25 protein-coding genes and 1 tRNA gene are annotated in these 23,357 nt (G+C 41.1%); 6 read left to right on the top strand and 20 right to left on the bottom strand.

Annotated elements, in window-relative coordinates; genetic code table 11:
• Window positions 1-72: 72 nt before the first annotated feature.
• Window positions 73-951: a translation elongation factor Ts gene (gene tsf, locus GFH30_RS08655; RefSeq protein ID WP_153371848.1), complete on the bottom strand. Its 879-nt coding sequence runs from the start codon at window positions 949-951 to the stop codon at window positions 73-75.
• A gap of 140 nt (window positions 952-1,091) precedes the next feature.
• Window positions 1,092-1,838 (bottom strand): 30S ribosomal protein S2, encoded by a 747-nt coding sequence (rpsB, locus tag GFH30_RS08660; RefSeq protein ID WP_153371849.1) that lies wholly within the window; start codon window positions 1,836-1,838, stop codon window positions 1,092-1,094.
• A 209-nt stretch (window positions 1,839-2,047) separates the two neighbouring features.
• On the opposite strand from rpsB, the gene map reads away from it, so the two are divergent.
• From map to GFH30_RS08675, 3 genes are all read left to right on the top strand, one after another.
• Window positions 2,048-2,875: a type I methionyl aminopeptidase gene (gene map, locus GFH30_RS08665; RefSeq protein WP_153371850.1), complete on the top strand. Its 828-nt coding sequence runs from the start codon at window positions 2,048-2,050 to the stop codon at window positions 2,873-2,875.
• A gap of 255 nt (window positions 2,876-3,130) precedes the next feature.
• Window positions 3,131-4,366: a pyridoxal phosphate-dependent aminotransferase gene (locus GFH30_RS08670; RefSeq protein WP_153371851.1), complete on the top strand. Its 1,236-nt coding sequence runs from the start codon at window positions 3,131-3,133 to the stop codon at window positions 4,364-4,366.
• A 164-nt stretch (window positions 4,367-4,530) separates the two neighbouring features.
• Complete coding sequence (locus GFH30_RS08675; protein ID WP_153371852.1) at window positions 4,531-4,962, top strand: PaaI family thioesterase; 432 nt, start codon at window positions 4,531-4,533, stop codon at window positions 4,960-4,962.
• A 7-nt stretch (window positions 4,963-4,969) separates the two neighbouring features.
• Here the strand turns inward: GFH30_RS08675 and GFH30_RS08680 are convergent, their stop codons facing one another.
• Window positions 4,970-5,428 (bottom strand): hypothetical protein, encoded by a 459-nt coding sequence (locus GFH30_RS08680; protein ID WP_153371853.1) that lies wholly within the window; start codon window positions 5,426-5,428, stop codon window positions 4,970-4,972.
• A 236-nt stretch (window positions 5,429-5,664) separates the two neighbouring features.
• Here GFH30_RS08680 and GFH30_RS08685 point away from each other — a divergent pair.
• Window positions 5,665-5,740 (top strand) — tRNA-Asn (locus GFH30_RS08685).
• Window positions 5,741-5,891: 151 nt separating this feature from the next.
• On the opposite strand, the gene miaE is transcribed toward GFH30_RS08685, so the two are convergent.
• The 11 genes from miaE to GFH30_RS08740 form a co-directional block, all read right to left on the bottom strand.
• Window positions 5,892-6,545, bottom strand: a complete 654-nt coding sequence (gene miaE / locus GFH30_RS08690) for a tRNA-(ms[2]io[6]A)-hydroxylase (RefSeq protein WP_153371854.1) — start codon at window positions 6,543-6,545, stop codon at window positions 5,892-5,894.
• A 17-nt stretch (window positions 6,546-6,562) separates the two neighbouring features.
• Window positions 6,563-7,288, bottom strand: coding sequence for a pyridoxine 5'-phosphate synthase (gene pdxJ / locus GFH30_RS08695; RefSeq protein WP_153371855.1), 726 nt, complete (start codon window positions 7,286-7,288; stop codon window positions 6,563-6,565).
• 13 nt (window positions 7,289-7,301) lie between these two features.
• Window positions 7,302-8,012: a DNA repair protein RecO gene (gene recO, locus GFH30_RS08700; RefSeq protein ID WP_153371856.1), complete on the bottom strand. Its 711-nt coding sequence runs from the start codon at window positions 8,010-8,012 to the stop codon at window positions 7,302-7,304.
• Window positions 8,013-8,032: 20 nt separating this feature from the next.
• On the bottom strand, window positions 8,033-8,212 hold the full coding sequence (locus GFH30_RS08705) for an NF038104 family lipoprotein (RefSeq protein ID WP_153371857.1): 180 nt from the start codon (window positions 8,210-8,212) through the stop codon (window positions 8,033-8,035).
• Between the two features lie 36 nt (window positions 8,213-8,248).
• Window positions 8,249-9,277 (bottom strand): GTPase Era, encoded by a 1,029-nt coding sequence (era, locus tag GFH30_RS08710; protein ID WP_153371858.1) that lies wholly within the window; start codon window positions 9,275-9,277, stop codon window positions 8,249-8,251.
• Complete coding sequence (gene rnc / locus GFH30_RS08715) at window positions 9,277-9,975, bottom strand: ribonuclease III (protein WP_153371859.1); 699 nt, start codon at window positions 9,973-9,975, stop codon at window positions 9,277-9,279. The genes era and rnc overlap by 1 nt, the downstream gene beginning before the upstream one ends.
• Entirely contained in the window at window positions 9,947-10,315 is a 369-nt protein-coding gene (locus GFH30_RS08720; protein ID WP_153371860.1) for a DUF4845 domain-containing protein, read from the bottom strand. Before GFH30_RS08720 ends, rnc begins: the two co-directional genes overlap by 29 nt.
• 25 nt (window positions 10,316-10,340) lie before the next feature.
• Window positions 10,341-11,168, bottom strand: coding sequence for a signal peptidase I (gene lepB / locus GFH30_RS08725; protein ID WP_153371861.1), 828 nt, complete (start codon window positions 11,166-11,168; stop codon window positions 10,341-10,343).
• Between the two features lie 17 nt (window positions 11,169-11,185).
• Window positions 11,186-13,003, bottom strand: a complete 1,818-nt coding sequence (lepA, locus tag GFH30_RS08730) for a translation elongation factor 4 (RefSeq protein ID WP_153371862.1) — start codon at window positions 13,001-13,003, stop codon at window positions 11,186-11,188.
• A gap of 153 nt (window positions 13,004-13,156) precedes the next feature.
• A complete protein-coding gene (locus GFH30_RS08735) occupies window positions 13,157-13,633 on the bottom strand; it encodes an acyl-CoA thioesterase (RefSeq protein WP_153371863.1) in 477 nt (158 codons plus the stop codon).
• A 124-nt stretch (window positions 13,634-13,757) separates the two neighbouring features.
• Entirely contained in the window at window positions 13,758-15,143 is a 1,386-nt protein-coding gene (locus GFH30_RS08740; protein WP_153371864.1) for a Do family serine endopeptidase, read from the bottom strand.
• 228 nt (window positions 15,144-15,371) lie between these two features.
• On the opposite strand from GFH30_RS08740, the gene nadB reads away from it, so the two are divergent.
• Window positions 15,372-17,015, top strand: a complete 1,644-nt coding sequence (gene nadB / locus GFH30_RS08745) for an L-aspartate oxidase (protein WP_171501008.1) — start codon at window positions 15,372-15,374, stop codon at window positions 17,013-17,015.
• Window positions 17,016-17,064: 49 nt separating this feature from the next.
• Here the strand turns inward: nadB and GFH30_RS08750 are convergent, their stop codons facing one another.
• The 6 genes from GFH30_RS08750 to pabC form a co-directional block, all read right to left on the bottom strand.
• On the bottom strand, window positions 17,065-17,934 hold the full coding sequence (locus tag GFH30_RS08750; protein WP_153371866.1) for an arginase family protein: 870 nt from the start codon (window positions 17,932-17,934) through the stop codon (window positions 17,065-17,067).
• A 6-nt stretch (window positions 17,935-17,940) separates the two neighbouring features.
• Entirely contained in the window at window positions 17,941-18,909 is a 969-nt protein-coding gene (locus GFH30_RS08755) for a hypothetical protein (RefSeq protein WP_153371867.1), read from the bottom strand.
• A 166-nt stretch (window positions 18,910-19,075) separates the two neighbouring features.
• Window positions 19,076-19,492, bottom strand: a complete 417-nt coding sequence (locus GFH30_RS08760) for a PaaI family thioesterase (RefSeq protein ID WP_153371868.1) — start codon at window positions 19,490-19,492, stop codon at window positions 19,076-19,078.
• Window positions 19,493-19,567: 75 nt separating this feature from the next.
• Window positions 19,568-20,173 carry a dTMP kinase gene (tmk, locus tag GFH30_RS08765; RefSeq protein WP_153371869.1) on the bottom strand — a complete coding sequence of 202 codons (606 nt, stop codon included), beginning with the start codon at window positions 20,171-20,173 and terminating at the stop codon, window positions 19,568-19,570.
• Window positions 20,174-20,182: 9 nt separating this feature from the next.
• Window positions 20,183-21,235, bottom strand: a complete 1,053-nt coding sequence (gene mltG, locus GFH30_RS08770) for an endolytic transglycosylase MltG (RefSeq protein WP_153371870.1) — start codon at window positions 21,233-21,235, stop codon at window positions 20,183-20,185.
• The gene (gene pabC / locus GFH30_RS08775) at window positions 21,216-22,049 is read right to left on the bottom strand and encodes an aminodeoxychorismate lyase (RefSeq protein ID WP_153371871.1); all 834 of its coding nucleotides are present in this window, start codon (window positions 22,047-22,049) and stop codon (window positions 21,216-21,218) included. The genes mltG and pabC overlap by 20 nt, the downstream gene beginning before the upstream one ends.
• Before the next feature lie 164 nt (window positions 22,050-22,213).
• Between pabC and GFH30_RS08780 the strand changes: the two genes are divergently transcribed.
• A complete protein-coding gene (locus tag GFH30_RS08780; RefSeq protein ID WP_171501011.1) occupies window positions 22,214-23,215 on the top strand; it encodes a sulfate ABC transporter substrate-binding protein in 1,002 nt (333 codons plus the stop codon).
• Window positions 23,216-23,357 lie beyond the last annotated feature (142 nt).

Genomic DNA, 23,357 nt, shown 5'->3' on the forward strand with positions numbered 1-23,357 from the left:
CATTTGAGAATCTAAGATATAAAAAAAGCCCCAAATATGGGGCTTTTTTTAACGTTTACCCGAAGGTAAAAATTATTGTGCAGCAGCAGCCTGAGCAGCAGCAACTTCGTCAGCGAAGCTCATTTCTGCTTTTTTCTCAATACCTTCACCTACTTCGAAGCGAACGAATTGAGCAACTGTAGTACCAGTTGATTTAAGTACATCAGCAACTTTCTTATCGTTGTCGATTACGTACATTTGGTTTTCAAGAACAACTTCGTTCAAGTATTTTTGAACTGAACCAGTGACCATTTTTTCAACGATATTTGCTGGTTTGCCAGATTCGATTGCTTTCGCTTCAGCGATTTCTTTTTCTTTCGCGATAAGTTCAGCAGATACGTCAGCTTCAGTTACAGCAACTGGGTTGAACGCAGCAACGTGCATTGCAATACCTTTACCAGTTGCAGCATCACCCGCGTAAGAAACAACAACACCAATACGAAGACCGTGTTTGTAAACTGCAAGGTTTTCACCTTCAACAATTTTCGCACGACGTACTTGGATGTTTTCACCGATTTTTTGAACAAGTGCAATACGCGCTTCTTCAACAGTGTGACCATCTTCAAGTTTCAATTCAGCGATTTGAGCAGCTTCAGTTACGTTTGCAGCTAAAGCAGCAGCAGCAACTTTCGCAGAGAAACCAGCAAAGTTTTCGTCTTTAGCAACGAAGTCAGTTTGGCAGTTTACTTCTAAAAGAATCGCTTTATTGCCTTCTTGAGCAATTGTGATCGCGCCATCAGCTGCGATGTTACCCGCTTTTTTAGCTGCTTTTGCTTGACCAGATTTACGAAGGTTGTCAATTGCAAGCTCGATGTCACCACCCGCTTCTGTCAACGCTTTTTTACATTCCATCATTGCAAGACCAGTACGATCGCGCAATTCTTTAACCATGCTTGCTGTAACTGCAGTCATGTTTATCTCCTAAATTCGGTAGAAAATGAATTCTTTTAGAACAGAAACGGCCCAGAGGATACTCATGGGCCGCCTGCATACACGACGCTTACATTGCCACCATTACGTGTCGCAAAAATGACAAGCTAGCGTCTAACGCATTAAGCCTCAGAAGCTGGAGCTTCTTCTGCTTTAGCTTGTGCATTTGCTTGTGATTGAGCGTATTCTTTACCAGCAATAATCGCATCAGCCATAGCAGAAGCATAAAGAGTTACTGCACGGATCGCATCATCGTTACCAGGAATAACGTAGTCTACGTTGTCTGGGTTAGAGTTTGTATCAACGATACCGATTACAGGAATACCAAGGTTTTTAGCTTCTTTGATTGCAATTGCTTCGTGATCAACGTCGATTACGAACAATGCATCAGGTAAACCACCCATGTTTTTCACACCGCCAAGACCGCGTTCAAGTTTTTCCATCTCACGAGTACGCTCTAAAGCTTCACGTTTAGTAAGCTTAAGGAAAGTACCGTCTTGAGATTGAGTTTGAAGGTCTTTTAGACGGTTGATTGACTGACGAAGCGTTTTCCAGTTAGTCAACATACCACCTAACCAACGGTGATCAACATATGGTTGACCCGCGCGTTGAGCTTGTTCACGAATGATCGCAGAAGCTGCACGCTTAGTACCAACGAACAAAACTTTGTTCTTTTTGCTAGCCAAGTTGTTAGCAAAGTTCAAAGCATCATTTAACGCAGGAACAGTGTGTTCAAGGTTGATGATGTGAATTTTGTTACGCGCACCAAAGATGTAATCGCGCATTTTTGGGTTCCAAAAACGAGTTTGGTGACCAAAGTGTGCGCCTGCTTGTAGAAGGTCGCGCATGCCTACGTTGTAATCTGCCATTTTCTTTACCTTAATGTTTGGGTTAGGCCTCCATATACCCGCATTCTCCACTCTTTTCAGAGCACCCAGAGAAATGTGTCGATATATGTGCGGATTTTATTGCCCCATCGCACAAAGCCCGCGAAATTTATTCACGAAAAAGCATTTGATAAAATGGGCGGCTATTTATACCATAGTCACATACAAATTTCCAAAAGTTTTTAGAGATCATGAACAGTACTTACAAAGCGCCAAGTCGACTCATCAAAACCCCTGACGAAATTGAAAAAATGCGTGTGGCGGGACGACTGGCAGCAGAAGTCTTGGAAATGATCAAACCGCATGTCGTTCCTGGTGTCACAACACTCGAACTTGATACGATTTGTCATGACTATATCGTGAATAAACAAGACGCCATTCCTGCATGTCTAGGCTATGGAGCAGCCCCAGGTCGCCCTGCCTTCCAACACGTGATTTGTACTTCTGTGAACCACGTGGTGTGTCACGGTATTCCATCGGATAGCAAAAAACTGAAAAAAGGCGACATTTTAAATATCGATGTCACTGTCATTAAAGATGGCTACCATGGCGATACCAACATGATGTATATCGTGGGTGGTGAAACCTCTATTCTTGCAAACCGCCTATGTAAAGTAGCGCAAGAAGCGATGTATCGGGGTATCGAAACTGTAAAACCGGGTGCGACTATTGGTGATATTGGTCATGCCATTCAGCAATATGTTGAATCTGAACGTTTTGGCGTGGTACGTGAGTATTGCGGTCATGGTATTGGCACTGTGTTCCATGATGAACCACAAGTTCTGCATTACGGACAACCTGATACCGGTATGATTTTAGAAGAAGGTATGACCTTCACCATTGAACCCATGGTCAACGGTGGTGATTGGAAAACTAAATTATTGGGCGATAAATGGACCGTTGTGACCAAAGATCACAGCCTATCCGCACAATATGAACACACATTGCTTGTGACCAAAAATGGTGTGGAAGTATTAACCGCGCGTCCTGAAGAAGATTTATCACGTTTTACTGCATAACATTTTAAATACTCAAAGAAAGGTTGCCTCAGGGTGACCTTTTTTATTAGAAATTATGATCAAAATGTACAATTAAACACACTCAAAAAAAAGCATAAATAACACAGTGCTTTACATCGAAAATTAAGATAAACCTCAGCAAATCCAATCTTTTTTCTTTTTAACTATTGCAAATTATCTTGCCCCATTCATCTGATTTTAGGCTAAGATAATATGCTTTTTTATTTTTTAATCCCTATAAGAAGGAATACCACCGTGGACGTACGTCTCTCTGATCGTGTGAATGCCATCAAACCGTCCCCTACTCTTGCTGTGACTAACAAAGCTGCGGAATTAAAAGCTGCGGGTCATAACGTAATTGGTTTGGGCGCAGGTGAACCAGATTTTGATACCCCAAAACACATCAAAGATGCAGCAATTGCTGCCATTAACAACGGTTTCACCAAATACACCGCTGTTGACGGTACGCCAGGTCTTAAAAAAGCAATCATTGCTAAATTAAAACGCGATAATAATCTTGACTACGCAGCGAACCAAATTTTGGTATCTTGCGGTGGTAAACAATCTTTCTTTAACTTGGCTTTGGCTTTGTTAAACAAAGGTGATGAAGTAATTATCCCTGCGCCTTACTGGGTAAGTTACCCAGATATGGTGATCATCGCTGAAGGCGTGCCTGTAATTGTGAAATGTGGCGAAGAACAACGCTTCAAAATCACACCTGCACAATTAGAAGCGGCGATCACTGACAAAACACGTTTGGTGGTATTGAACAGCCCATCTAACCCAACAGGTATGATCTACACCAAAGCTGAATTAGAAGCATTGGCTGAAGTTCTTCGTAAATATCCAGAAGTAATGGTTGCTTCTGATGACATGTACGAACCGATCCGTTGGGATGACGAATTCTACAACATCGCAACTGTTGCACCAGATCTATACGATCGCGTAATCGTGTTGAACGGTGTATCTAAAGCGTATGCAATGACTGGCTGGCGTATTGGCTATGCAGCAGGTCCTGCAAAACTCATCGGTGCGATGAAAAAAATCCAATCTCAATCAACTTCAAACCCAACTTCTATTTCGCAAGTTGCTGCTGAAGCTGCATTGAATGGTCCGCAAGACGTGCTTGTACCAATGGTTGAAGCATTCAAACGTCGTCATGACTTGGTGATGAACGGCTTAAATGCAATCAATGGTATCTCTTGCTTACCTGCTGATGGTGCATTCTACGCATACGCAAACATCAAACCATTGATTCGTGCCAAAGGTCTTAAATCTTGCACAGAATTCTCTGCATGGTTGTTGGAAGAAACTGGTGTTGCAGTTGTTCCAGGTGATGCATTCGGTCTTGGCGGCTTCATGCGTATCTCTTACGCAACCGCTGATGAAGTCCTTGTTGATGCGCTTGCACGTATCAAGAAAGCGGCTGACTCAATTGAAGGTGTTGACGCTGCAATTGCTTCAATCGAAGCTGAAAAAGCTGCAAAATAATCTAATTATTTTAGATTCAAAAAACCCGCGTTATTCGCGGGTTTTTTTATGCTTAAAATTTAAGTTCTTAATTTTTACATATCGCAGAGTCATTTTTTATCATTGCGAAGTGACTACGCGCCCACTAAGCTCAAATCTAATAAAATTAAAACATGGAATAATAGATGAGCCTTAAACACCTATCAGGTTTGCAAATCATGCAAGGCATGTGTGATGGCAGCATTCCGATGCCTTCAATGAGCGAGAGAATTCCGATGCTTGCGGGCACAGTGGAAGCCGGAGTTATAGAATTTACAGTGAGAGCAGACGAGCGTCATTTAAACCCACTCGGTGGTGTACACGGTGGTTTTGCTGCCACGGTGTTAGATTCAGTTACAGGCTGTGCTGTGTTTTCAATGCTCGATGCGGGTGTGGGTTATGGCACAATTGATTTGAATGTGAAGATGTGCCGCCCTGTACCCATAAATACTGAGCTAAAAGCCATTGCTAAAATTATCAACCTCAGCAAAAACTTAGGGATCGCTGAAGGACAACTCATTGATGAACAAGGTCGCCTCTATGCACATGCGACAGCAACCTGCATGATCATCCGATAACGTTATTTTAAGAAATAATACCCAAAGGATGATGCGGAATTTTCTGAAAATGGGTTAAGCCTGAAATGGCTTTATATTCAAATAAATGACGCAATAATGAATTTACATTCAATTCAAGGTCTTGTTGCTGCGAGCAAGACCACGCCTTCGATTTATTTTTGCCAGTGAAACTATTGCCTGTCAATTGATACAAATACACATCATTGCTACGTTCAACGGGATCTTTTTTTAAATTAAACTCAAGCTCAATCAGGTTTCTTTCTGAAGGCTGAATCAGCCACTTTTCACTAAACCAGAGTTGCAACAAATCCCCCAAACACAATTCGATTCGTGCAAATGGCCAAACATCGACATAAGCTGATTCGACTGGAATGTTGTATTGTTCAGGTTGCGCAAGAATTGAAAGATAATTCGCTTGATAAAAAGCAAGATTTTGAAAAATTTGAGGGATGCTGAGCGTAGACATTCGCTTTCTCCGGTTTAGCCATTTTTGTGCTGGCAAGTAGGTTTAAATCCACACTGTTTGAACTTTCGATCAAACGACTTTATAAATTTAGACTAGCAATCAGGTCTCGGTATTGCAAGTTTTTTTCATCATTTTTCAACAATTGTGCAAATTAAAAACAGATGCAGTAAAAACACGAAAAACATGACAGTTTTCGCTTGACCCTTGTCAAAATCTCTCTATAATCGCACTCAGATTCTCCAATAGCTCAGTCGGTAGAGCGACGGACTGTTAATCCGCAGGTCCCTGGTTCGAGCCCAGGTTGGAGAGCCAAATACTAAAAAGCCCACTCATTGCGAAGTGGGCTTTTTTTATGCCTAGATTTTCATTTGTATACGAAAGCTGTTTATTTAATTTCGTCAAAACAATAGATAAAAAAATCCCCCATGCTTGGAGGATTTATAATGCTAAAAAATCATTTCACTTAAGCTGCTTTAATCGGTACACCACTATGGAAGCGGAATAGTTCATCAGGCGCTAAAATCAGATTTTTTTCAACTTCACGGATATGTTCAATACGCTGTTGAATATCTTCTTTTGGTTTTGTCAATTTCGCAGTCTTGGCAATGTCATAGGCTAAGTTCAGATAGTCCTCAAAATGGCGAGATTCCGATTTAAGCAAATAACGGTAGTAACGCCCTAACTCTTCATCAACATGCGGTGCAAGCGCATAGAAACGCTCACAAGAACGTGCTTCAACAAAAGCACCGACTACCAACACATCAATCAGTGCTTCAGGCTCAAATGTGCGTATTTCTTTACGCAAGCCACCTGCATAACGTCCTGCACTTAAGCCGACCCACTCTTGACCGCGTTTATTCATCAGCTCTAAGACTTGCTCATAGTGCAGCATTTCTTCGCGCACCAATTGTGCTAGCTTCACTTGCAGATCAGTAAAATAACTGTAACGAAACATCAAGTTTACCGCTGTACTTGCGGCTTTTTTCTCACAGTTGGCATGATCTTGCATCAAAATATCTAAATTTTGTAATGCTTCATCTAGCCAAGCTTTCGGTGTTTCGCAGCCCAAGAAACCAATCACTGGCTTCATGAGTTCATCATAATCAATATTTGACATAAATTTCTTTTCAAATTTTAACGGGCAGCTTTAATCACAGCTTTCATTTGTTGAACAGCTTGTGCTAAGCCAATAAATACTGCATCTGCAATAATAGAATGACCAATATTCAATTCATGGATTTGAGGAATTGCTGCAATCGGAGTGACATTGTCTAAATTTAGACCATGACCTGCATTGACCACCAAGCCTTTTGACGCCGCATATTCTGCACCTTTGACAATACGCTCAAGTTCAGCTTGCTGTGCTTCAGGCGTTTCAGCATCGGCATAAGCACCTGTGTGTAATTCAATGGTTGGCGCACCACAGGCAATCGCAGCATCAATTTGAGCAATATCCGCATCAATAAACAAAGATACATCACAACCAATTACAGTCAGTTCTTGAGTGGCTTTTTTCACATCTTCAAAGTGACCCAACACATCTAAACCACCTTCAGTGGTCACTTCTTGACGCTTTTCGGGCACAAAACACACATGTTGCGGCTGGATTTCTTTGGCAAATGCCACCATTTCATCAGTGACTGCCATTTCCAAATTCATTTGTGTTTTTAAAACAGGACGCATACGACGCACATCATCATCTTGAATATGACGACGGTCTTCACGTAAGTGCAAAGTAATCCCCTCTGCACCGGCTTGTTCACAGATCAATGCAGCATTGACTGGGTCTGGGTAGGTCGTACCACGTGCTTGTCTTAAAGTTGCGACATGGTCAATATTGACACCAAGTAATGCAGCCATCACCGTTTCCTCACTAGGATTGAGATTGAGAGTTTTGAATCCATAATTGTCGACTTTTTAGCGGTCGATCGCCCATTAAAGCGGTAATGACCTGTCGATATAATTTCGTCAGTAATTGTAACTGTTCTTCATTAAAATCCCCACCATTTTGATAGCTCAACATGCTTAAAATCTGCTGACCCGATAAGCTTGCACGTGAAGCTTTCACTGCCGGTGAGAACCCTTCATTAATTTGAAAATAATACTGTTGCAATGGATGAATTTCGGATTGAGTTGCATCAACTGAAAAATCAATGGCATAGCCTAGCTCTTCAAGCAAAATATGCTCAAATTGTCTTAATATCTGTTTTAAAAACTGATTAGGATTAGATTGCGTTGATAACAACTGCAATTGAGTCAACGTCTTGCCATATTGTTGGTAGGTTTTTGGCATTTCCACTTCAAGCGGACACAGACGTAATAATAATTCGTTTAAATAAAAGCCTGAAAAAAAGGCATCGCCAAAAAAGAAAATCGGCTGATTCACAATTTCAAGCTTGGTGAAATTTTTAAGTTCGGATTTACCTGAGGCTTGTAAACGAATCGGTTGATACTGTGGTGGCGGCATTTGCCTTAAAATTCCATCGATCCGCCCATGTTCTTGGGTAAATAAATGGATAATATGACTGCGTTCACGGTATTTACGATGATGAATTAAATAGCCATGCAACACTTCATTACGCATAGCAATATGCTTTTGTCATTTTATTTTGATTTTTCATCGTCATCATCCCCATCAGGAATAACGGCACCCACAACAGCTGCAGTGCCTTTGACTGCAACTTTTGTGGTTTTATATGCCACTTTCACAGGAACCGTCACGAGCTTATGCACACAGCCTTGTAAAAAGAATACACATACAACGACGGATAATACTTTTATCATGAAAGTTCTCTGTTTCAGTTTTACATATGTTTGCTATTAGATATCGCTATAACCTAAGCTTTTTAATGCACGTTCATCATCAGACCAACCGCCTTTCACTTTAACCCAAAGCGTCAGCATGATCTTCTGTTCGAACATTTTTTCCATATCAGCACGGGCGTCCATACCAATTTTTTTCAGTTTTGCACCTTTCTCACCAATCACAATGGCCTTTTGACCTTGGCGATCGACAAAAATCGTTGCATCAATATACGTACATGCCGCTTTAGGTCGACCTGTTTTCTCATTAATGGTGGCTTCTTCCATTTTAAATGATTCAATTTGAACCGTTAAATCATATGGAAGCTCTTCACCCAATTGACGCATAATCTTTTCACGAATCACTTCAGAAGCAAGGAAACGCTCTGAACGATCGGTAATTTGATTTAACGAATACAACGGTGGCTGGAATGGCAAATACTGTTCAATTGTTTCACGTAAGCGATCCAAATTGGCAGCACGTAATGCAGATACCGGTACGATTTCAGCAAAATTCATTAACTTCGCGCGCTCTAAAATAAGCGGTAAAGCATGATTTTTGTTCTCAAAGGTATCAATTTTATTGATCACAAGAATGACGGGCATTTCTGCATGTTGTAATTTTTCCAACACAAGGTCGTCATTCGGTGTCCATTTGTCCGCATCGACCACGAACAACACCAAATTTACATCACGTAAAGCAGAATGCGCAGCACGGTTCATCATTTTATTGATGGCACGAACTTCTTTCTTGTGCATCCCCGGTGTATCAACAAATACAGCTTGAGATTTTTCGCGTGAATCAATCCCCACGATTTTATGACGTGTGGTTTGTGGCTTACGTGAAGTAATCGACAATTTTTGACCCAATAAATGGTTCATTAATGTTGATTTACCCACGTTTGGACGACCGACAATGGCAACGAAACCACTGCGATAATCCGATGGAATATCTGTGCCCTGTTCACTAAAGAACTGGCTAATTAAGTCATTGCTGTCGCTTTGCGACTCGTGATCAGCATCAATGTGATCGGAATGAGTAGTCATTAAGACTGTTGCTCCACTAATTTTAAAATATCCGCCGCAACAGATTGCTCTGCGAAACGACGGCTTGAACCTTCACCACTCATCAAAGGTAAACCCTCAATCTGACATTCCACTTTGAAATGCTGATTGGGTGCATCGCCTTGAATATCTACAACCTCGTAAACCGGGAGAGGCTTTTTACGTGCTTGTAAATACTCTTGCAGACGAGATTTCGGGTCTTTGAGTTGATCCGTAGGCTCAATATGGTCAAGGTAGGGTTCATACCATTTTAGCACAATGGCTTCTAGTCGCTTCATATCTGTACAATCGATATAAATTGCACCAATAATCGCTTCAACCGTGTCGGCTAAAATAGATTCGCGGTGATGACCACCCGATTTAAGCTCACCCGTACTTAAAATCAAGTGTTGACTGAGTTTTAAATCATTTGCGATTTTACCTAATGCTTCTTGGCGAACCAGCGTTGCACGCATACGCGTTAAACGACCTTCATTTTCGCTCGGATAAGCATTATAGAGATAGTTCGCAATGATCATCCCTAAAAGAGAATCGCCTAGAAATTCTAGGCGTTCATAGTTTTGTTTATGACTGACTGAACGATGGGTCAGTGCCAACTTCAACAAATCAGTTTGGGTAAACTGATAGCCGATCCGGTTGGCAAGACGTTCATCATTTAGCTTTGACTGTGCTTTGATCAAAATCTTTCTCGAACTTCATCACTAAATCTATGTTCATTATGAAATTCTTACGAACTTCATAATTTTTTTGAACCAGCAACTGACCATCATTGGCAACTTTAATATTGTCTTTAATATTAAAGTCACGGATATTATTCATATCCAAACGCTGACTAAGTTGCTGAACAAATTTTTCCGGGGTATTTTTCGGTGCAGATGCGATCAATTCTTCAATTTGACCATCTACCACGCGATCATCCCAATACGGTCCCCATACTGCAATTGCAACCTTGGCAATAAATGCAAAGCCGACAATGGCAAATAAAATTGCAAAATACGATGCACCCTTCTGATGTCTCATTTTTTTATTTTCCTAATTGAAACGTTTATTGAATTGTTCCGTTTCGATTAAAGGAAGGCAACTTCAGACCCGGTTCTTTATGCATCCAAATATAGAATGCACGACCTGTTAAGTTTTCTTCAGGCACCAATCCCCAAAAACGGCTGTCAGCACTTTGATCACGATTATCCCCCATCGCAAAGTAATGACCTTCCGGAACTTTTACTTCCCAATATAAACCATTTTCTCTTGAATATTTACCATTTTCAACAAAGTTGATGTACGGCGCCTGACGAGCAACATTCACCCCATCAAGTTCACGCATGGTGAAAGTATGCTCACCCAGCGTTTCTTGGTGATAAATTGAAGTCGGTGTATCAAAACGGTCTTTCTCGCGTGAAAACTCAATGGCTTTCTTCGGCACTTTTTGACCATTAATGGTGAGTTGACCATGATCATAGACAATATGATCGCCCGGCAAACCGACAATACGCTTGATATAGCTAATGGTCGGTTGTGGTGGATAACGGAATACCGCCACTTCACCGCGCTCAGGGCGACCTGTATCAATAATTTTGGTGTTGAGAATAGGCAATTTTACGCCATATTCAAACTTATTGACCAAAATAAAATCACCCGTTTCTAAAGTCGGCACCATAGAATCCGATGGAATATTAAAAGGCTCATATAAGAATGAACGTAAGACCAAGACAACCGTCAGTACCGGCCAGAAATCGTAAGCCCATGTGATAATGACATTTTCATTACCCTTGCCCTTGGTTTGTCTTTGCTTAAAGACAAACTTATCCAGTAGCCACACTGCAATAAAAAACAGCGTTGCAGGTACAAGAATTAAATTAAAATCAAAATCCATGGGTTATTTCCTTTCTTCTAGCGTTCGACTTTTAATACAGCTAAGAACGCTTCTTGTGGGATTTCGACACTACCCACTTGCTTCATACGTTTCTTACCTTCTTTCTGTTTAGAAAGCAGTTTTTTCTTACGTGAAACGTCACCGCCATAACATTTCGCCAATACGTTTTTACGCATTGCTTTTACGGTTGAACGCGCAATAATTTGTGCACCAATGGCAGCCTGAATTGCCACATCAAACATTTGACGTGGAATCAAGTCTTTCATTTTATCAACCAATGCAATACCACGATGACGGGCATCGTTACGGTGGCAAATCATCGCCAAAGCATCGACTTTATCACCATTGATCAAAACATCGACTTTCACCAATGATGAACTTTCAAAACGAACAAAGTTATAATCGAGTGATGCAAAACCACGTGAACATGATTTCAATTTATCAAAGAAATCCATCACGACTTCTGCCATTGGAATTTCAAAAGTAATCGATACTTGGTTACCTAAGAACTTCATGTCTTTTTGCACACCACGGCGTTCCACACAAAGTGTCATCACGTTACCCAAGTAATCTTGGGGTACTAAAATATGACATTCAGCAATGGGTTCGCGTAAGTCTTCAACTGTTGAACCATCTGGCATTTTTGACGGACTGTCGATATAAACGGTTTGACCATTTTTCAACACCGCTTCATAAATCACCGTTGGTGCAGATGAAATCAGGTCTAAATCGTATTCACGCTCTAAACGTTCTTGAACGATTTCCATGTGCAGCATCCCTAAGAAGCCACAACGAAAACCAAAGCCTAATGCATCTGAACTTTCAGGTTCAAAGAATAAAGCCGAGTCATTAATTTGTAATTTATGTAGCGCTTCACGGAATGGTTCGAAGTCACTAGCATCAATCGGGAATAAACCCGCATACACCTGTGGTTTGACCTTTTTGAAGCCTGGCAAAATTTCAACATCAGGTGTTGTTGCAAGGGTAATCGTATCACCGACTGGCGCACCAAAGATGTCTTTAATCCCTGCAATCACAAAGCCTACTTCACCTGCTTCTAAAATACCGGTTTCATGATGCTTAGGATTAAAAATACCCACAGAAGTCACCATATGGGTTTGACCGGTTGATTTCACCAACATTTTGTCGCCCTTACGGATACGACCTTCTTTAACACGTACTAAAGACACCACGCCTAGGTAGTTATCAAACCAAGAATCGACGATCAACGCTTGTAATGCAGCATCACGATCACCGACTGGATGTGGAATAACATCAACCAAACGCTCTAAGACACCTTCAACACCTAAACCGGTTTTTGCAGAACACGTCGGTGCATCGACTGCTTCGACGCCAATAATGTCTTCAATTTCTTGAATCACACGTTCAGGTTCAGCTTGCGGTAAATCAATTTTGTTTAAAACTGGTAGAACTTCAAGACCTTGCTCAATCGCGGTATAGCAGTTTGCTACAGATTGCGCTTCTACGCCTTGTGCAGCATCAACGACCAATAATGCACCTTCACATGCCGCCAATGAACGTGACACTTCATAAGAAAAGTCAACGTGTCCTGGGGTATCAATGAAGTTCAATTGGTATTCTTGACCATTCGGATGGGTGTAATACAACGTCACCGAAGCGGCTTTAATGGTAATCCCACGTTCGCGTTCAATATCCATTGAGTCAAGTACTTGCGCTTGCATTTCACGGTCTTGCAAACCACCACAGGTTTGAATAAAACGATCAGCAAGGGTCGATTTACCGTGGTCAATATGCGCAATAATCGAGAAGTTACGAATGTTTTTAATATCAACAGATTGTTTAGCTTGCGCCATGGGTTACCTTAAGAAAAAACACGCCATACAAATGAAAAGTCTTGTACAGCAAAAGCCAATTAGAAATTGCGATGGATTATAGCAGATGGATTTTTCAATGTATCCAAAATTCATCAATTCCTTTTCGCCCGCATTTATGAATCTAGATTTTTCTTAGGAATTCGATTCTTTTGGCTCAAGGGTTGCATCATACATACTAAAATCATACGGGTTTAAGGATGCATCCATGGGCTGATAGGCTTGACTAAATGTGGGTGACATTCGTTTTGGACGACCACTGGCAATCTCCACACACGCCCATTTGGTATTTCCCATAAATAAAACACTTTGATCACTCAGACGATAAAATGCATATTGGCGAAAAGAATACAGCGCATTGATATCATTCAGCCAAGTGCGCAATACAACCTCCTCGCCTTCAAATGCCGCTTTGCGATATTGCACATGATGTTCAACGGCTACCATGGCATGTTTTAACGCGATATATTCTTTCAACCCTAAACCGAGCTGTTCAATGTGCAGCGTTGCAACATCTTGCATCCATTGCACATAGACGACATTGTTGACATGACCGAGTTGATCAATATGTTCTGCTTTGACTTTGATGGTGACATCAAATATATCGCTCATGCGGCTTTTATCCATCAGGCTATTTTTCATAGCATTCAGTGTAATGAAATTAAACCCAAGGTAAATTGCAAAATATAAAAAAACCGCCAAATTATGGCGGTTTTTAATTGAGGCTTAAATGATCTTATTGGATACGCATACCCACAATCGCACGTTGACCTTGGCGAATAATGGCAACACGCGCCACCGTACCATTCTTCAATTCTGAGACCACATCAACAAATTGTTTGCTATTCAGTACCGTTTTACCATTTACAGAAGTGACCACATCATTCGGTTGAATACGTGCTTGTGCAGCCAAACCACCTGCACGAACATCTTGAATCAATATGCCACCTTTGACCTCTAAACGGGTCAGCTCAGCTTGTGTCAGATCACGAATAGAGACGCCTAAAACTGGCCCCTTGGTGGTATTATTCTGCGTAGTCGATTTTGCTGGCGTATCATCTGGCGCTGTATCTAAGGTTGCAGAAATGCTACGGCGTTTGTCATCACGTAAAATATCAAGACTAATTTTTTGCTTCGGCGCTGAACGATTTAAGTAATTCAATAATTCACTGGTACGTGAAATCGCTGTCCCGTTATATTTTAAAATTACATCGCCCGCTTGTAATCCTGCACGCGCTGCCGGTGAGTTGGGCGCAACTTGTGTCACCAATGAACCTTCAGGTTTCGATAAATTATAAGATTCTGCCAAATTACGGTCGATATCTTGCAAACTCACCCCTAAATATGAACGAGTCACTTTACCGTTTTTCTTAAGTTGCTCGGCAACATCCATGGCTACATCAATTGGAATGGAGAATGAAAGCCCCATATAACCGCCTGTACCACTAAAGATACGTGAGTTGACCCCCACCACTTCACCACGTTGGTTAAACAATGGACCACCCGAGTTACCCGGATTTAGCGCAACATCGGTTTGGATAAAAGGTACAGAGGTTTCACCCATCATATTACGCATTTTGGCACTGACAATGCCCGCTGACGCAGAATAATCAAAACCAAAAGGTGAACCAATCGCAAGAACAGGTTCGCCTACACGGAGTTGATCGACATTACCAGTACGTAGTTCAGGAAAACTACCACCCGATACTTTTAATAATGCCACATCCGTCCGTTCGTCACTGCCGACCACGGTCACATCAATTTCACGGCGGTCATTTAAAGTAATGGTGACTTTAGAGGCATCTTCCACCACGTGATGGTTGGTAAGTAAATAACCATCTTTACTAATAAAGAACGCACTACCATAACCGGTCTTTTCTTGTGGTGCGCGTTGCTGCGGAATAATAATTTGATTACCAAAAAAACGGCGCAGAATTTCAGGAACTTGCTGTTGCAGCAGTTCTTGTTCACTCATTTTCTTGACAACATTGACGCTTACCACCGCAGGACTGACTTGTTCCACCAAATTTGAGAAATCGACAGGACTGGCAGCATTGACATGACATGCCGTCATTGTGAATGCGAAGGCACACAGACCTTGAGTGAGGACATTGTTTTTCATATCAAGTCTCTATTCCTTTAAAATTATTGCTATAAATATGATGTATTTGTAGCATAACGTGAAATCACTTTGGATAAATATATGTAAATATTTCATCCATAATTGCTCCACAATTATTCCAAATCATAAGATATATTGATTCTTTTTTTCATGATTTAACGCGTGTTAATGCTTGCATTTTATACAAAAAAAAGCTGTTATTAGCGAACTTTCATTTTCGATATGCTGATGAATATGTCTAATTTACACACAACACATCATTTTGATGTGATTATTGTGGGCAGTGGCGGTGCAGGTCTGAGTTTAGCCTTATCTCTACCGGATCATTTTAAAATTGCGCTTCTGGCAAAATCAACATTAACCGATGCGAGTACTTATTTTGCGCAAGGTGGCATCGCTGCTGTTTTAGACGAAACCGATTCTCTAGAACAGCATATTGATGACACTATGATTGCTGGTGCACAATTATGTGAATTAGATTCCGTCAAGCAAACGGTGGAAGGCGGCAAACCTTCGGTCGATTTTTTATTAAAGCATGGCGTGCAATTTACTTTGGATGAACAAGCACAATTACATTTAACCCGTGAAGGGGGGCATTCTCAACGGCGTATTATTCATGCAGCAGATGCAACTGGTCGTGCAATTTCGAGTACCTTAGTACAACGTGCCCAAGAAAAATCCAATATCCATATTTTTGAAAATTATATTGCGATTGATTTAATCAGCTCACAAAAATTAGCCCTTGAAGGTGAAAACCGTGCTTTGGGGCTGTACGCACTGAATGAAAAAAATGAAAAAGTGCACACCTTTTTAGCACCCTTTACCGCTCTTGCCTGTGGCGGTGCAATGAAAGCCTATTTATATACATCCAATCCTGATATTGCGACAGGCGATGGTATTGCTATGGCCTATCGTGCCGGTTGCCGTGTGGCGAATATGGAATTTAATCAGTTCCATCCGACCTGCTTATATCATCCGCAAGCACGTTCTTTTTTAATTACCGAAGCCATGCGCGGTGAAGGCGCCTATTTACGCCTACCTGATGGTGAGCGTTTTATGCTGCGCTTTGACGAACGCGCTGAACTTGCTCCGCGTGATATTGTCGCGCGTGCGATTGATTATGAAATTAAACGCCTTGGTATTCGCCATGTATGGTTAGACATTACCCATAAAGATGAAGCCTTCATTCAAGAGCATTTCCCGACGTTGTATGCGCGCTTACTTGAACTTGGCATTGATATTACGCAGGAAATGATTCCTGTGGTTCCTGCTGCGCACTATACCTGTGGTGGTGTGGTCGTTGATGAGCATAGCCAAACTGATATCAAAGGTTTATACGCGATTGGTGAAACGTCTTACACAGGCTTGCATGGTGCAAACCGAATGGCAAGTAACTCACTTTTAGAATGCTTCGTCTATGGTATGAGTGCCGCTCAGCATATTCAAAATCAATATCATGACAATTATCAGTCACCTAATGTGCCCGCTTGGGATGATTCACAAGTCACTAACCCAGATGAAGACGTGGTCATTTTGCAAAACTGGGATGAATTACGTCAAACCATGTGGAACTATGTCGGCATTGTACGCACCACAAAGCGCCTTGAACGCGCACTACACCGCATTGAAATGCTAAAAACTGAAATTACCGAATATTATCAAGACTATCAGGTGAGTAAGAACCTGATTGAGCTACGTAATTTGGTTCTGGTCTCGGAAATGATTGTACGTTGCGCAATGGCGCGGCAAGAATCTCGCGGCTTGCATTTCACTTTGGATTATCCTGAGCTATTACCTGAGCTGCGTAAAACGGTACTTAGTCCACCAAACTTTGCGCTTGAGCAACCCTTAGTCAATCTTGAAGTGGTTTAGCAGTAGTTGAAGTGCAAGATTTAAAAGCCAAGACCCCATCTTGGCTTTTTTATTTGCGGAACACACGAATAGCAGCTTCAAAACTTTTCAAATGAATTTGAACTAAATCATCTAAATTTTGATAACCGCCTGCCAATACGAACATCATCGGAATCTGAGATTTTTTTGCTAAAGAAAAAACCATTTCTTCACGCTTGGCGATCAAATCCGTGTTAAACCATGCTGAACCGAATGGATCGGCTTGATGACAATCCATACCAGCTTGATAAATAATCAGATCCGCCTTCCATGCTTGTGCCATATGAAAACCTTCATGCACAGCCAAAGTATATTGAGCAAAACTTCCCTGTTTAGGATGGACATAACGTGTATGGCAACGCTCATAAGTCGGACAACCAAAAGGCAAACCATAAATACTAAAATTAAATAAATTATCTAAGCGGCGGGTAAATTCTGCTGTGCCATTTCCACCATGTTGGTCGCAATCTAAAACAAAAATACGTTTATTGGGAAATTTCTGTGCCACCAAAGCCAAACCATTTAAAGTACAAAATGATCCGCCATATTCGTAGACTGCATGATGAAAGCCTTGGGCAATATTCGCTGAAACACCATTTTTCCAAGCCAATTCTGCTGCCAAAATCTGCCCTGCATTAATCTTAAGTACGGCATCACGCAGTTGCTCATTCCACGGCTTAAAGCCTGAAAATGTCGCTAATTTTTCTGGTGTCCCCGTTAAAAATGCATCGATATATTTTGGGTCATGCAATTGTTTTAAGAGCTCAAGATCAAGACTTTCCGGTTCATGAAACTTAATTTTTTTCCACGACTTTAAAGCGTTCGCCACTGCGGTCAGCTTTTCCATACTATTGGTATGGGTGTGCGCAAAGTAGTCAGGGGAATAACATACATCTAGCATGCTTCATTACTCTATTTGAGATTGCGCGACATCGATAAGCTGTTGCAGTTGTGTCGTGCCAGGACTATACAAACCGTTTTCAACCTGTTGTTCAAAATGGGTGCTAAAAGCCCGTTTACGATTTTGCGGAGATATCGCCAATGTCGTCAAACGTAAGAACCAGAATCCTGAAATGGCATCGAAAGGCATCACATAGCCTTTATATTGTTTATTTGGGCATTTATTTTCAATCGCATCACGATCGTAATCAACTGAAAATAAGGATCCTGCTGGGAGCCGCACTCCATTCATCAAAACAGGTCTTAAGCTAATACAAGAATGATTATCCCCCATGTTTAATTTTTCAAGAAAAATAGGACGATTTTGATCATCGACAAAAATATTGATCTCACCTTCGCGTAATATTCGATGATGGGCAATTTTTAGAAAGAAGTTCTCTGCCATCGGACATGAACCTACTTTGGGCTTTTCGTGTAAGGTCGCAAGCTGTACCAAATTGGTTTCTTCAAAGGTTTTCGGCAGGATAATATCTTCAATCATTTCACAGATGAGTTTACTTTCCTCAAGTGCTGCATGCTGCTTTAATTCTCGTAAATTGTGTTGTAGCTGTGTCCATTGCACAAGATGTTGCTTGTAATCAGATGCGGATGCTTTTCCAATAAACTTGGTAATTTGATACGATTGATCGAGATGCCGCCACGAATCAATCTCTAAATCATTGATTTTTTGCTGATCAAGGATTTTCTTTAATGCTTTGACATCAATATTGTCGAAAAGCTTGAGATCATGAAACTCAACTGGATCACGTGGTAAGTTGATGTATTCCGCGAGTACACGTGTCGCTTGTGTATAACCACACCCACGACGTTCGGTTTGGTGCAAATAATGTTCATTCAACATTTCGACGAGTTTAGGAGACAGTGAATGAACATACTCGCGAAACAGCGTTACGATTTCATGATCGACTAAACCCATGATCATCCTATTATAGTAATAAAGTTTCTATATCACTGAAATAGCATGATTTTAAGAAAAAGAATGAGGATCAAAACAAAATTTAACAATTTGATTTAAAATACTTTTATGATAAGAATCATATATTTGAAAAAGATTACACTTCCGTTTGATTGCGTGATTTCCATCATGCTTTTATAGGTAGGCTATAACTTCCTGTCACATGTGCCACAGGATCATCAATGCCTTCTGAATACACCCACACCTCACCCACCACAAGCACACGCCCGACTTTTATTAAACGTGCTTCAGCCACTAAGTTACGCGACCCATCAGGCTTACGCAGAAAATGAATATTCATATTGGACGTGACTGCTAAAGCAACAATTCCCATCTCTGCAAGAATCGCCACATATAACGCAAAGTCAGCAATGGTCATAATCGTCGGACCTGAGACTGTGCCGCCGGGTCGTAGCTCCTGTTCATCCACTCGATATGAGACTTGAGCATATTTTGACTGCACATCAATGACAGCGCATTTTTGCAGGCTTTGTGGAAATTCCTGTGCTAAGAACTGTTGAATCTCGAGAATATTGCTTTTCATACGTTAAAAAAATCTTCTATATTAGCTGCAATATAGAAGATTTTGAATTGAAATAAGTCAGATTATATTGACCAATCAGACTGCCATTAACAGTTTTTGTGCGTCTAAAAAAACTTGATCTGGGGTTTGTGTGGCATCTAAACGCTTCACGCGTTCAGGATCAAGCTGCCATAAAGTTTTATAACCACCACGCACTTTCTCAAAGAAAGTGACTTTCTCTTGTTCAAAACGATCGAGTGCGCCGCGTTCACGCGCACGATTCATGCCCAATTCAATCGGTGCATCGAGCCAAAAGGTTAAATCTGGCATACGTGCAACAAAATTTTGATTCAGTAAATTTAATTTATCTTCACTGAGTCCACGTCCGGCACACTGATAAGCAAAACTGGCATCGGTAAAACGATCACATAGCACAATTTTACCCGCGTCTAATGCAGGTAAAATCACCTGTGCCAAATGCTGTGCACGTGCAGCGTACATTAATAAAAGTTCAGTATCATGACACATGGCTTCTTCATGATTAACGCTGAGCAGTAAACCACGGATACTTTCCGCCATAGGTGTGCCACCCGGTTCACGGGTTAAGACAACATCACGCCCTTGTGCGACAAATGCCTCGTAAATTCGACGAATAAGTGTAGTTTTACCGACACCCTCAGTGCCTTCAAAGCTGATAAACATGAATTTCCCTTATTTCTTTGAGCGTAAAACGGCAAGGTAGTCTTGTACCGCTTTATTATGATCTTGCAAATTACTACTAAATGTATGACCACCATTGCCTGTAGCGACAAAATAAATATTGTCTGACTGATCAGGATGCATTGCCGCCTCAATAGCTTTTTTACTTGGTAATGCAATCGGTGTTGGTGGTAACCCTGAAATGGTATAAGTGTTATATGGCGTTGGGGTACGCAAATCCTGACGGGTAATATTGCCCTGATATTTATCCCCCATGCCGTAAATTACGGTTGGATCGGTTTGCAGACGCATGCCTAGTTTTAAACGACGCTCAAATACGCCCGATACCTGCTCAAGTTCGCTATCTAAGCTGGTTTCTTTTTCGATAATCGATGCCATGATCAAGGCTTCGTATTTATTTCCATAAGGCAAATCACTGGCGCGCTTCGCCCATGCGTCATCGAGTGCTTTCATTTGGCGTTGATACAAGTCCGTCAAGATTTTACGGTCTGTTTCGCCTTTGGCAAAAAAGTAGGTATCAGGGGCAAATAACCCTTCAGGATGTGAATACGGAATATTCAATTCTTGCAGCAATTGCTTTGTCGGTAAGTGCACCACTTCTTTCGTGACTAAATCATCTTTTTTCAGCGCATCAATGAGTTGTTTAAACGTCGTACCTTCAATCACCAAAATACGATTCATTTCTGCGTTATCGGCATTTGAAATCATACTCAGGACTTGGGCGACACTCATGCCTTGGGTCACTTCATAGACACCTGCTTTCATCGAGTCATGAATCATAAAACGTTGATAAAGCTTAAGGACAATGGGAAAACTCACTTTTTTATCTTTTGCCAATTGATCAATAAAACCTGAGTAAGTTTCACCATTTCCAATCACTAAACGTTGCTTATCACTTTCAACTGGATATTTTTTCCAGAGACTACTTTGCAAAATGATTCCGGCAATGAGAAGCAGACCAATGACAAGTAGCAAAAGCCCTTTGATCGGTGAGCTTTTTTTAACTTTATTGTTCTTTTTGGTTTTAGGCTTTGAAGTTGACATAAGACGACATCTGATCTAAACGGAGACGATTAAAAAGCTCAAGACAAGGCTGCGTATTTAAAGCACGCTGCTCAAATTGAGAAACCATTTTCATAGGGCTGAGTGCATTACAAAAGAATAAACTTTGCATATGTGGCAGTTCATCCACCTCAATGCGACGCGAAACACATTCGATATCACACTGTTGCATACGCGCTAAAATTTCAGCCCGCATCACACCCAATACGCCATTATAACGAAGATCGGGTGTAATCCATGTATTGTTTATTTGAATAAAACAATTACTGCTCACCCCTTCAACAATCGCACCCTGAATATCCACCACCAACGCTTCAGCCCAGCCTTTTTGATCCGCTTCAGTTTTCAGCATGACTTGTTCAAGCCGATTGAGCGTTTTTAGCCCTACTAAATTCGGCATCGTGAGACCGATGGGCTGTGCTAATACGCCGCTTTCAATGACTTGATGATTGAAACTTTGAATAGATTGAGGATAGTAAAATACCCAAAGATCAGCTGGATGATCAGGCAAACTGTAACCACGTTGTCCAATACCGCGACTTAAGACAATTTTTAATGTGCCCTTTAATGCTGTATATTCCTGTCTTAAAACAGCTAAAGTCTGTTCAATAGATGACAGATTTGCGTTAAGACTTAGTCTTTCATTGCTATCGCTTAGACGTAATAAATGGCGTTCCCATAATTCAATCTGGTTATTGACAATACGTGCTGTGGTAAAACAGCCATCACCATAATGAAAAGCACGATCAAGCACATCGATCTGTTCAATTTTTTGCGCATTCTTATAACATAGCATGCTGATTCGACCTCTTCCTTTGCACTTTTAACGCGATATATAGATGCGAACTAGATATCTTTTTTCCTCACATAAATTTCTTTTTTAATTATTTTTTATACATAAAATCTAAAGCTATTCTTGCCTCAACAAATAAAACCAAACAAATTGAGGCAAAAATGACCATGAACACATTCAAACTTGGGGTAATTGCAGCACTACTTTCAGCATCTGCATTAAGCGTTTCGGCAAAAGATTTTTTAAATGTCTCTTATGACCCGACGCGTGAATTGTACGACAACTTTAACAAAGAATTTAGTGCGTACTGGAAAAAATCCACAGGACAAGAGCTTAACTTTAAACAATCACATGGCGGTTCAGGTAAACAAGCGCGCGCTGTGATTGACGGTTTAGACGCAGACGTGGTGACTTTGGCACTGGCTGCTGATATTGATGAAATTGCAGATCGTGGCTTATTACCAAAAGATTGGCAAAAGAAATTCCCACAAAACTCCACGCCTTATACCTCTACCATTGTCTTCCTTGTCCATAAAGGTAATCCAAAAGGCATTAAAGATTGGGGCGATTTAGTCAAACCGGGTGTTGAAATTATTACCCCAAACCCGAAAACCTCAGGTGGCGCGCGTTGGAACTATTTAGCGGCTTGGGCTTGGGCAAAACATCAAGCGGGTGGCAACGATGCCAAAGCACAAGAATTCGTGCGTCAAATTTATAAACAAACCAAAGTCCTTGACTCGGGCGCGCGTGGTGCAACCACAACCTTTGCTGAACGTGGCATCGGAAACGTACTTTTGGCTTGGGAAAATGAAGCGCATTTAGCCGTTCGCGAGCAACCGGGCAAATTTGAAATCATCACCCCATCGCTGTCAATTTTGGCAGAGCCACCTGTAGCAATTGTCGAAAAAAATGCCAAAAAAGATGGTAACGAAACCATTGCCAAAGCTTATTTAAACTATTTGTATTCACCTGCAGGTCAGACTGTGGCAGCAAAAAACTTCTATCGTCCACGTAATGCCGAGGTTTTGAAAAAATACAGCAATGTATTTAAGCCATTAAAACTGGTGACCATTGATAAAGAGTTTGGTGGTTGGACAAAAGTACAGAAAGCGCACTTTAGTAACGGCGGTATTTTCGATCAAATTGTGAAGGCGAATAACGCAAAATAGTTTTTTAGTTTCATTCCATAAAGGTCTTCTCTATGAAGGCCTTTGTTGTTTCTATCATTCATCCCTTCTTTATCTTTTATTTTCATATAAAATTCATTATTAATTATTTTTTATGCATAAAGAATGCGTTTATTCTGCACCC

This window comes from Acinetobacter wanghuae (assembly GCF_009557235.1).
GTDB classification, from domain to species: Bacteria; Pseudomonadota; Gammaproteobacteria; order Pseudomonadales; family Moraxellaceae; genus Acinetobacter; species Acinetobacter wanghuae.